Origin of the sequence: Hydrogenimonas sp. (genome assembly GCF_029932565.1) — a bacterium.
GTDB lineage: Bacteria > Campylobacterota > Campylobacteria > Campylobacterales > Hydrogenimonadaceae > Hydrogenimonas.
This window is the reverse complement of the sequence record NZ_JAOZPV010000055.1, coordinates 1-12,010: the sequence shown is the minus strand read 5'-3', so window position 1 is coordinate 12,010 and position 12,010 is coordinate 1. Positions and strand designations below refer to the sequence as shown.

General features: G+C 43.2%; 8 protein-coding genes. All 8 read left to right on the top strand.

What is annotated here, in order from left to right; translation table 11 throughout:
• Positions 1-266 precede the first annotated feature (266 nt).
• Positions 267-785: a hypothetical protein gene (locus Q1K24_RS07210; RefSeq protein ID WP_300368114.1), complete on the top strand. Its 519-nt coding sequence runs from the start codon at positions 267-269 to the stop codon at positions 783-785.
• Between the two features lie 124 nt (positions 786-909).
• Positions 910-2,145, top strand: coding sequence for a PelD GGDEF domain-containing protein (locus tag Q1K24_RS07205; protein WP_300368111.1), 1,236 nt, complete (start codon positions 910-912; stop codon positions 2,143-2,145).
• On the top strand, positions 2,135-3,055 hold the full coding sequence (locus Q1K24_RS07200) for a hypothetical protein (RefSeq protein ID WP_300368108.1): 921 nt from the start codon (positions 2,135-2,137) through the stop codon (positions 3,053-3,055). The genes Q1K24_RS07205 and Q1K24_RS07200 overlap by 11 nt, the downstream gene beginning before the upstream one ends.
• Before the next feature lie 4 nt (positions 3,056-3,059).
• Complete coding sequence (gene pelF, locus Q1K24_RS07195) at positions 3,060-4,571, top strand: GT4 family glycosyltransferase PelF (RefSeq protein ID WP_300368105.1); 1,512 nt, start codon at positions 3,060-3,062, stop codon at positions 4,569-4,571.
• Positions 4,571-5,944: an exopolysaccharide Pel transporter PelG gene (pelG, locus tag Q1K24_RS07190; protein ID WP_300368102.1), complete on the top strand. Its 1,374-nt coding sequence runs from the start codon at positions 4,571-4,573 to the stop codon at positions 5,942-5,944. Before pelF ends, pelG begins: the two co-directional genes overlap by 1 nt.
• On the top strand, positions 5,922-8,654 hold the full coding sequence (locus tag Q1K24_RS07185; protein WP_366903725.1) for an endo alpha-1,4 polygalactosaminidase: 2,733 nt from the start codon (positions 5,922-5,924) through the stop codon (positions 8,652-8,654). The genes pelG and Q1K24_RS07185 overlap by 23 nt, the downstream gene beginning before the upstream one ends.
• Complete coding sequence (locus tag Q1K24_RS07180; RefSeq protein ID WP_300368096.1) at positions 8,638-9,618, top strand: tetratricopeptide repeat protein; 981 nt, start codon at positions 8,638-8,640, stop codon at positions 9,616-9,618. Before Q1K24_RS07185 ends, Q1K24_RS07180 begins: the two co-directional genes overlap by 17 nt.
• Positions 9,619-10,019: 401 nt before the next feature.
• A partial coding sequence (locus Q1K24_RS07175; RefSeq protein WP_300368092.1) for a tetratricopeptide repeat protein occupies positions 10,020-12,010 on the top strand: 1,991 nt, incomplete at its 3' end.

Genomic DNA, 12,010 nt, shown 5'->3' with positions numbered 1-12,010 from the left:
TGGAGGACAAGGAGTCCCTGATGGTCGTGACGGTCGACCGCAAAGAGGTGCGTGAAGCCAAAAAACTTTGGAAATTTGAAAAGTTTGTCAAATTGAGAGCAGGTTTGAAGAGTGATAAAAATTTGAATCAACACTCTGTTTCCAAATAAAAATAATTTTCAACATTGTTTTGGTATTATTTCCATAAATATTATTAAAATCTCATAAATTGCTGATATTGCATTTAATGCATATGCTGGGAAGATTTATATCATAAAGGGGTACTATTGAAAAGTTATGTCTTTTGGATTTCATTATTGATGACCACTTTTCTCTTCGAAGGTTGTTCCAAAGTTCAAATGAGTGTATCGCCAGGTGGATTTCCTAAACTCCAAAACGGTGGAGAGAAGAGTGCTAATCGCTCGATTGCGATATGTCCTTTTCAAAACTACACGGATACTCCTGATGCCGGTATGCGTGCGGCTAATTTGGTAGAAGGTATTCTTTCCGCCAAGGGTTATCAAGTTCAAATCATTGGAGATAAAAGATTTGGGGCGTGTAATAGGAAGGAGATTCTAAAACCTGACAGCCAATACCACTCTCGTTATCTTCTTACCGGAGGTGTGAGCGAATGGCGATATAAGACGGGGATAGATGGTGAACCGGCGGTCAGTCTGCGAATGACAATCTACGACAATGAAACAGCGAAAATAGTTTGGAGTGGCACCGCTTCCGCCAGTGATTGGGGTAACGAATCTATCGGTGTGACAGCTCATGAACTGATCGAAGATATGATAGAGAAGTAGTTGTCACTTTCGTGAAACAAATATTTTTTACTGTTGCACAGTATAAGAAAAACAAAATGTATGGTGACAATCGACAGATTTCAGGGTTTTTGATAAAACAATTTTATATATTAGGATAAATATTGTGCAACACTCAGGCGGATGGAGTATAAGAGCATTTTTCGAAACGACTCTCATAGCAGCACTTTTTTGCATTCTTTCTCACTATTTTCATACCTCTGATCCCTGTTTCGTTCATACACCACTTCCAATTCCATTGATCGTGCTCGCAATCGTTTCACTCTATTATGGTTATGGCGGAGGATTGCCTTTTCTTGTCTATATGGGATTGGGAATGTGGGTGTTTTATCGCGAGTTTCCATTGGATCTTTTTTTAGTGGATTCTGTATTGATGCTACTACTTTGTGAATTCCATGCGTATTGGTTTCGGACCTTACGATCGAAAAGTGCGACTGAAGATTATCTGCGAGCGAAGTTTGACGAATTGAGTAACACGTTTTATATGTTGAAGATTTCACATGATCAATTGGAAAAAAATTATGTGGTCAAACCGATGAGTCTCAGAAACGCCATTGCCGAAATTCAAGCGCAATATCGTGAAAACCCACAGAGGAGTTTCGAATTTTTTCTTACCCTTCTGAAAAACAATTTTTCAGTTACCAGTGCAATAGTCGTATGGAAAAAGAAAGGGAAATTCGAGACGGTGGCCGGCCAGGAAGATATGATATTTTCCATGAACGATCCGCTTGTGGAAGAAGCTATTGACAGAAAAGAACCGATTTTTATTCCTGAATCCACCGATCTCGAAACCGACTATATCGCGGTCATTCCTGCATTGGTAAACGATGAAGTAACAGGATTTTTATGTATCAAAGAGATGCCGTTTATGTCTTTCAACAAGGACAATCTGGTCTCTTTGGCAATTTTACTCGATTATTTCGCTTTCGAAGTGCATCGCCGTGAAGTTTTATTGAAAAGTTCTTTCTCTTTTACCTATGGATCGGATAGATTCCGTTTCGAATTGCAACGACTGGAAACGATAGAAAAGCAGTTTGGACTCTCTTCAGCCATTATCGTTTTCCATTGTGAGGAGGAGATAAAAAGGCTTGTGCTTGAACAGGAGATAGAAAAAAATCTCCGCTCCCTGGATATTTTTGAAGTGATCGAAAAACCCTCTTCCGAACGGATCAATATTCTGCTTTTTCCTTTTTCCGATAAAGCTGTGGTGGAAGGGTATGTTGAACGTCTCAGGTCGATACTCCAACAGAAAAAAATCGATATCTGTCCCCACTCAGTTTTTACAATGAAAAATCTCGATCTCCTTCAAACATATCTGACGGAAGACAGTCATGCCGAATGATTCTCTATTTTGGTTGACTGGGATATTTTCTCTCGCTTTTTTCAATGCGTTATTTGCCATTTCGATGTTGAAAAAAAGATATCCGAATCAAATAAAATATATCGGCATGTTTTTTTTTGTTGTAGGTGTTGCTCTTCCCATTATAGGTGTGCTGTTTTCATTGTGGATCGTTCTATTGCTGAAATACAAACCTGTCAAAAAAGAGAGTGTCGATGTAAAAATGATCGACATGGGAGTTCTTTATCTCTCTTTCCCTGTTACGAAACGGCGTTTTGGTGAAGGAGCTATGATGCTGATGATGAAAAACAGGCATGCTCCTGTAAATATGAAGTTACGGGCATTGGCAGCTATGGAAAACGATATCAACAGACATAGACTGGCCATTATCAGGCATGCTCTGAGTGATCGCAACGATGAAGTGAGACTTTTTGGTTTTTCCATCATCGATAAAATGGAAAAACGTATCAATGAAGAGATTAACCGTTACAGAAATCTTTATGAAGAGGCTGAAAATCTAAATCGTAAAATCGATGTAGCGAAACAGTTGGCAATGCTATATTGGGATCTGGTTTACTTCGAACTTGTAGATGACGTTTTGCGGGAATTTCTTATGAAAGAGTCCGAAGAGATGATCTCTTTCGTTCTCAAATATAGATTTGAAGACATCCCCATGCATATTTTACGAGGAAAGATCAATTTATATCGAAAAAACTATTTTTCTGCGCAAGCGGAGTTTTCCATGGCTTTGGAATTGGATCCCGATCGTTATGGATTCGTGGCTCCTTATCTGGCGGAAATTTTTTATACAAAAGGAAATTACAGAACGACTAAAGCACTGTTGAGCCAATATGAAAACCTCCATTACAGCATACCTTTGAGTTCTGTGGTGGATCTATGGATGGAAAGGTAGTCGGGTGGCTTTTTATTTAAGAAGAAGTGCCCGGGTCGATATCATGCTGATAGGCGAAGGTACATATCCTTATGTCAAAGGTGGAGTTTCTTCCTGGATTCATCAATTGATCAAGGGATTGCCTGACAAACGTTTCGGTATCTGTTTTATCGGTTCGAACCCTCATGATTACGATGATATACAGTACGATTTCCCAGACAATCTTGTTCATGTAGAGATTCATTATCTATTTGACGATAGTCAAAAACCCCGAAAAAAATTGCTTCATATCGATAAAGATGCTTTTGGGGAGATAGAGAAACTTCACGAAAATTTTGAATATCAGGAAAACAGTCTCCCCTCGTTGTTGCATTCTGAAGAGTTTTTTGAAAAGAGAGTTACGTTCGGCCATTTTCTCCATGCCAAAAAGTCGTGGGAATTTATACGAAAAAAATATTATGAAAAAGCTGAAGATATGCCTTTTATCGACTATTTTTGGAGTGTAAGAAATATGCATCAGCCCATTTGGATCATTGCTGGAATCGTACATGATTTTCCGGAAATAGAAATTTTGCATTCACCTTCTACCGGGTATGCAGGGTTGATAGGAACATTGGCCAGTTATCAAAAAAGTATTCCTTTTATTTTAACAGAGCATGGTATCTATACACGTGAGAGAAAAATAGACCTGTTAACAGCAGATTGGATCAGTTATCACAAATTGACTCTAATTTCCGAAAGCGAAGAGATGAATTACATCAAAGAGCTTTGGATAGGTTTTTTCGAAAAAATAGCGGGAATGGCCTATCATCGTGCCGAGTTGATTTTTTCTCTCTATCGTGGAGCACAGATGGTCCAACAAGCTTTCGGCGCACCGAAAGAGAAGACACGAGTCGTACCGAATGGCGTAGATGCAGATGGCTTGGGAACGCTTGTAGAAAAACGTAGTGAAGACACCCCATACGTCGTGACATTGATTGGCCGGGTCGTTTCCATCAAGGACATTAAAACATTTATACGTGCTATGCGGATTTTGGCTGATAGAATCGATGGTGTAGAGGGATGGATCGTCGGTCCGGAAGATGAAGATCCCGAATACGCCAAAGAGTGTCACCAAATGGTGGAAGCTCTGAAACTTTCATCCTGTGTCAAATTTCTTGGTTTTCAAAATATTCGTGAGATTCTCCCAAAAACCGGTCTTTTGACGTTGACCTCCATCAGTGAGGGAATGCCTCTGGTGATTTTGGAAGGTTTTGCAGCGGGAGTGCCATGTGTCGCTACAGATGTGGGAAGTTGTCGTGATCTGATCGAGGGTGGTGTCGACGAAGAGGATGTGGCTCTGGGAAAAGCCGGAAGTGTGACGCAAATTGCCAATCCTTCGGAATTGGCCCAGGCGTATTACACTTTTTTGACCAATGGTGCACTCTGGAAAAATGCCCAGAAGACCGGATTGAAAAGGGTGAACAAGTACTACAGACAAGAAACGTTTCTACAGCGATATGAAGAAATCTACGATACTCTTTTGGAGAAACGATAATGGCCGGTATCGGATTTGAACTCAGGAAAGTACTGAAGAAAGGAAGTCTCCTTTCACTCGGAAAAATGTATGCCTACTCGGGAATACTCAGTTCCGGTCCCTGGGTCATCTCCATTTTGGCCATCATTCTCGTAGGTTTCATTAATATCACCGCCATGTCCACGATGGAGCAGACGGTGCAGTTCCAGGTGGTCATTACCTATGCCATCGCTTTGGCTTCCAGTCTAATCATTACCGGTACCGTTCAACTTCCCTATACCAGATATGTGGCGGATACGATCTTCGCGGGACGCAAGCAGGATGTACTATCTAGCTATTTCGGTACACTTTTTATCGTGTGGTTAACCGGTGTTCCTATTATTTGGATGCTTGTCACCTATGCGTTTCCATTGGAATCGACTCTGTTCAAAATGGAAGTGGTGACAGTCTTTTTGGTTCTCTGTGCCGTCTGGATCTCCAATGTCTTGGCGACGAGCCTGAAATTTTTCAAAGGAGTGGTTCTCGCCTATTTTGTCAGTTATGGTTTGATCGTACTGTTTTCCTATCTGATCCCCGCCGATCTTCAGACACTTTTGATCATATTCATCGTAGGGAATGTATTGCTGCTGGCTTTGCTGATGTCGTTTATTGCCTTGGAATACGATTCCAAAGAGTTTATGCATTTTCGTTTTTTCGATCGTAAAAAATTCTATTGGAAGCTCGGTTTGGCAGGTCTTTTTTATAACCTCGGTACCTGGATCGACAAGTTTATTTTCTGGTATCACCCTCTGACAGGTCATGCCGTCATAGGAAAAGTCAACGCCTCTGTCGTATACGATCTACCGATTTTTATGGCATATCTTTCCATCATTCCAGGTATGGCGATCTTCTTTTATCGGCTGGAGTCCGATTTTGCCGAATGGTACGACAAGTATTTCGAAGCGGTTCGGAAAGATGGAACATTGGCGCTGATCGAGGAATACAGGAATGAGATGGCTACGACCATCCGCCATGCGATGCGTGAAATTATCGTCTATCAGGGGATTATAGATATCATCATTTTTTTGGTGGCTCCCTCTATCTTTCATACTTTGAAAATACCGATGATCTATCTGGATCTCTTTTTCGTTTTGACTGTCGGCGCACTTTTGCAGTTGGGTTTCATGTCGGTTCTTGCCATTCTTTTCTACCTGGATCGCAGGTCGGAAGCGATGTGGTTGTCCATTCTGTTTTTCATTCTAAACGCATTTCTTACATGGCAGACGATCTATATGGGACCATCATGGTTTGGATACGGCTACGCCGTTTCACTGTTGATCGTTTTTTCTCTCGGATTATGGGTTTTGGAAAAAGTAATGGAGAATATGGATTATGAAACGTTTATGCTACGTTAGCCTCGTATTTATAGTTTTCGCACTCGGAAGTTGGGCTTCATCACAAAAAAGTGCGATCGTATACTATGGAGAACATATCAGCTGGCCAATGCTTGGTGTGCATGACTTTATCATTTTGGAAACTTCCCATCTCGATACACATACCCACGGTTTCAAAAGATATAAAGATCGTATTTACGGTTATGTGAGCATAGGTGAAGTGCATCGTCGACATCGATTGTTCAAACAGGTAAAAGAGGAGTGGAAGATCGGGAAAAACGAAACCTGGTCCAGTGTCGTCACCGATATTTCCAATAGGGATTATAGAAAATTTCTGCTTGATCGAATTATCGAACCACTATACAGAAAAGGTTTAAAAAACTTTTTTCTGGATACTCTCGACGCTTTTCGTATCTGTGTTGATCGGAAAAGCCATCGTATCTACGAAGACGGTATCGTCGCACTGATCAAAGCGATCAAAAAACAATATCCCGATGTCGGAATCATCATTAACAGGGGGTTCGACGTCATAGATCGTGTTCATGACGATATTGACGCTGTATTGTTCGAATCGTACTTTCATACTCTGACGAGAAAAGATTTGGTGTATACCGCGACGCAGAAGAGAGATCGCGAATGGTTGGATGCTCAGTTGGAAAAAGTGCGTCGTTACGATATTCCTATCATAGATTTGGAATATCTGGAAGATCCTTTTTCGAGGGAAGCGGACGAAACGGTTCGAAAAGCAATGGAAAAAGGGATGATTCCCTATATCGCCGACAAAGATCTGACGCGATACGGTCAAACCGTATACAAGGTTTTGAAAAGAGATGTATTGATGCTCTACAATGGAACCGATATCGCCATAGACGAGGCGGGTGTTCATCTGTTTGACTCTTTGCCTTTGGAATATATGGGTTATCGTCCCGTCGTTCGGGATATTAGAGAGGGATTGCCGGATGGCCACCTAGAAGATATGTATGCCGGCATCGTCATTCAGGTGGATCGACCGGAAGAGGATGCCTCTCGGGTGATTCAATGGATAAAAAAATATGCCAAACGAGGGCTGAAGACTCTCATATTGAGAGATTGGCCTTTCGAAGTCAATCGACAGAACTTGAGTGAACTCGGAATCGAATTGACTTCCAATAGATGCCATGAAAACGGTTTCGATATCGTAGAAGACCATGGACACCATTTCGAGATACCGGTTCCGCTCAGACGTCACGATCTCCTTTATGAAACAGGAGAAGGGAGTGAACCCACTTTTGTCTATAAAGACGGTTGCGGACAAAACAATACGCTTGCCTCGAAAATGCCATGGGGGGGATTTATACTCCATGAAAGCTATTTGTTGAAAAACGACAAGTTTCTTATATGGACTGCAGATCCCTTCAAACTGTTTCGTGAGTACCTCGGTCTCTTATCGCTGCCTGTCGCCGATCCTACGACCGAAAACGGCCGTAGACTTCTTTTTACCCATCTGGATGGAGACGGTATCATGAATCGGGCCGAATGGAACAAAAAGTACTCCGGAGCAGTGATTCGGGACGAAATATTGGCGAAATATAAAATTCCCCACTCCATTTCCGTCGTTGTGGGGGAGATAGCCCCGAACGGTCTCTATCCGGAGAAATCGAAAGAGCTGATGGCCCTGGCCCGAAGTATATATGCGATTCCTTACGTGGAAGCGGCCACCCATACTTTCAGCCATCCTTTCGAGTGGGGAAAGATAGATGAAAAAGGCGATCTGGATCGAAAATATCGACTCGATATTCCCGGGTATAGATTTTCATTGGATTATGAACTACGAGGTTCTTTGGAATTTATCACAAAAAAACTTCTCCCCGAGGGAAAACCACCCGCCAGAACCGTATTTTGGAGTGGCGATTGTGCTCCTCCTGAAAAAGTATTGGCCTATGTGTACCGTTATGATTTACTCAATATGAACGGAGGCGATACCTATATCACGAGAGATCATCCCTGGCTCAGTCTGGTCTCTCCTTTCGGTATCGAGAAGGGGCGATATTATCAGATATATACAGGTGAACAAAACGAAAATGTCTACACCAACGAATTTCACGGACCCTACTGGGGTTTTCAAAAAGCGATTCAAACTTACCAGATGACCGATGCGCCACGACGGTTCAAACCGATCGATATTTATTACCACTTCTATTCCGGTTCCAAGAGGGCGTCTCTTCGTGCATTGAAAAAAGTGTTCGACTGGGCAACGAAACAGCCGACTCTACCTATTTATACGACAGAGTATATCCCCAAAGCGATGGACTTTTATATCGCATCCATCGCGAAAGATTCTCACGATGGATGGATCGCGGCAGGCATGGATACTGTACGGACGTTGCGTTTCGATGGAGAGGTGTATCCCGATATTTCACTAAGTCAGGGATGTGTCGGATACCATCAGGAACGCAATGTAACCTATGTGGCTTTCGATGGGCGTGACAGGGTGTATCTGAAAATTTCTTCACAACCTCCCCCATATGCAATCGACGCATCCAACGGACGAATAAAGAAATATCTTAAAAAAGAGCGTGGGGTTTCGATGACGCTGGCTGCACATGTGCCATTGAGCAGTTTCTGGCATATCGCACCGGAATGTCAGGTGAAGATACGACCCAGACCCGATAAAATTTTTCGTTCAGGCTCCACCATGAAATTTTCTTTCAAAACCAATCGAGAGGCGAATGTCGATGTCCTTTGTCCCTGATCACGATACGCGGGTGCGCGTCGTTTCATTGAAAGAGATAGTGTTGATCATCCTCTTTTTTTCGACGATTCTCGGTCTGCTCCATTCACGCGATGTCTTCGAAAAACTTCTGTTGAGCGAAAAGAGCAACTACGATCTGACGGAAGCCTATCTTCGAAACCTCATACGGTTGGAACCCAAAAACAGCGATCTTCTTTTTCGATTCGTCGATGTCTTGATTCATCAGGGCAAATACGATCTGGCAGAGCATACATTGAGAGCGTTGGAAGTTTCTACCAATCCTTCCGATAGATTACGGGCGCAGAAATTGCGATACGAAATTCTCAAACACCTCTATTTTTCTACGAGCGATACAGAGGCCAGGCAGACACTCATGAAAAAACTGCGAACTTTGATATGGCAGATCGTGAAGGAAGGCGATGCCGATCAGGATTTGAAATACTGGCTTAATGAGAGTTGGTTCGTGGAATCACCCCGCATCCGCATGGAGATATTGAAAAGAATGGCCGCCAAATATCCAAAAAATGTGGAAATTCTGGAAAATCTTTATTATACGGCCATGACAGCCAAAGAAAAGGATACCGCGAAATTTGCGATGGAGGCGCTGATTGCGTTACACGATCGATGGATCGGTACTTTCGAAGAGAATCCGGGCAGGTATCGAGAAAAGATGACGATGCTGGCCGAATACTATCTGATGAATAGATTCTACCGTCGCGCTGCCGATGTCTATCTGCAGCTATTTGCCGTAACCAAAGAGAATCACTACCTTTTCAAAGCGCTCGACGTCTTGATATGGGGTGGTCGTTATGACGATGCCGTCATACTGGCCAAAAAATATGAGGGGCGTTTTCTCTCCAATGAAAAAGAGGCGAAGAAAATTTTGGAGCTCTATTTGAAAGCGGGTCGGGTGGAAGAGGCAAGACGCTATTCGTTGAAACTGTTGAATAGGTATGGTCGATGAGAGGCAGGCTGTTTCTTCTTATACTCTTCCTTGCTTCCTTTGTATCAGTGTTGGCAGAGGAGAATTTCAAAGGTCTCTTTTCTGTCCAAGTGGCCAGTTGGCCTCTCGATCGGCAGAAGAGACTCGAGATGGAAAACTTGAAGAATGAATGTTATGAAAAGGTGGTCGGAGATTACGTTACGGTGCGGTGTGGTTGTTATTCTTCATTGGAAACCACGCGAAAGAGGTGGCTGCCATATTATCGAAAAAGTTTCAAAACTGCCTTCATAGTCAATTGTGATCCAAAAGCCTATCGCATGAGTCATAAGGGGATGATCCTTTCTGAAACGACGAATGATACAAGTCATGATTCCCAAAACGGTACCGGATCGAAAAACCGAGAGGTTTCGTTACTGGATAAAATGTATGAAAGTTTCGTCTACAGCGGTGATTTGGTGAATGCCCAAAAGAGCATCGAACTGGCACTCCGACGATATCCCGAAAATCGTAAATGGCTGGAAAGAGCGGCCAAAGTGGCTCTTTGGCGAGGAGAGAGTGAAGCAGCGATTCGATATTTGAAAAAACTTTACCGAATGACAAAAGATGCCAAATATCGTGATCGACTCATCCGTTATGCACTCGAAGACTATCAATATGAAGCGGCACTGCCCTTGGTGTTGGAACGATATCGTCAGACCCATCAGGAAAAAGATCTCGAAACGTTGTCCTTTCTCTATGAACAGGTAGGTGAACCGGAAAAGGCGAGAGATCTCTTGATAGATGCCTGGAAAGCCCATCCCGATGATCGACAGCGGCTATTGGACGCTTTGCAGATCTCTTTGAATATGGGTGATGTGGCAACAGCCGGTAAAATTGTGGAAAAATTGGAAAAAGTGGGTATCGAGACTTCCCGTGGTGCGGAACTTCTTTCATATTACTATCTCATTACCCGTCGGCCCGTTCGAGCGTATGATGTACTTATCACTTTACGCCATGCCCATCCGGATGCAGAGATCGACTCGGTTGCCTATGACCGTAAAATAAGTGATCTTGGGTGGTTGGTCGGACGGTACGATACGGCTGCGGAGGCTTCTTTACGGCTGATTCGAATGGATAAAGCCAATGAAGAGGATTACGATCGTGTCATTCTCGAATATGGCAAAAAAAATCCCAAAGTGGCATTCGAATCGGCGAAAAAAGCTTTGAAACGTTTCGGAACAAAACGGTATTTCTATATAGCAGCGTATCTTACACTCGTAATGCATGACGATCGAGAGCTCGGTGTTCTTTTAGAGGATGCCAAACGTTTGCCTTTCGGCATGGAACTTCTCCGAGAACCTACATACCACTTGATATTGGCCGGATATTTGCAAAGGATGGGAAGTGTTGAAAAGGCACTGGTTCATTTGAAAAAAGCCTATAGCCTCGACCCGGAGAATCTTGAAACGATTGCACAACTATTATGGGCATACCATGATATGCAGCGTGACAGAGAGCTTGAAAAGTTGCTTCACGATATCGAAAAAAAGGGTGAACCTTCCAGGGAGCTTCTACCGGCAATAGTTGCTGCGCATATGCAGTTGCAACAGAGTGACAGAGCTCGTTTTTATATGAAAAAAATGGAGAAATTCCAAAAAAACAAAGGAAAAGAAGAGGCAGCGAGCGAAGCGTATCTGTTTCAATTACAGGGGCGCCTTGAACTTTACAAACGGCAGATAGTGAGGCTTTATTACAGTTTGTCGAAAGAGGCCGCTGCAGATCCTTCACTTTGGCGGGACGATCATTTTCTCGATATGTGGCTGAGAACTGCCATGGAGGTATTGAATGCCGACCGGTTCGAAACCGAGCTCGAAAAGGCGAGACCCTATCTCACAAAAAGGGAGTATGAGGATATCGAGACTCTTTGGCTTCTGCGCAACAGAGCGTATGAAGAAGCCGATATTCATATTCGGGAAATGGTCCGGGTAGAGCCGTGGATGGTTCTTTCGGTCGCATTGGGAAACAACGATCTTACGCTCATGCAAAAAACACTGCATCGTTACAGTACCATTCTGCCTATTCGCGACCGGGTAGATGCAGCGCGTTTGACAGGTAGTATTCCTTTGGCTCAGACGCTCGCGTTTATCGGGTCGGAAGAGAATGAACGCGACTATCTTCTCTATTATCAGCGAGAGCAACTGATGCGTGCAGAGAGCGATCGTTTTCGGTTCGATAACAGATATCAGATACGTAAAACACTCGACCGGTATCGAATGGATTTTAAAAATCGTAACAAACTTCCGAACAGCTGGATTCTGCGAGAACGGTTCCAAATAGCGTCAAACCGGAATCCCAGTGGAAATCTGCAAAACGTTCCCGATTCCCAGCAGGGCGCGGATCTGCTTTTGACGAAACGATTCGACCGGGGTAGTGT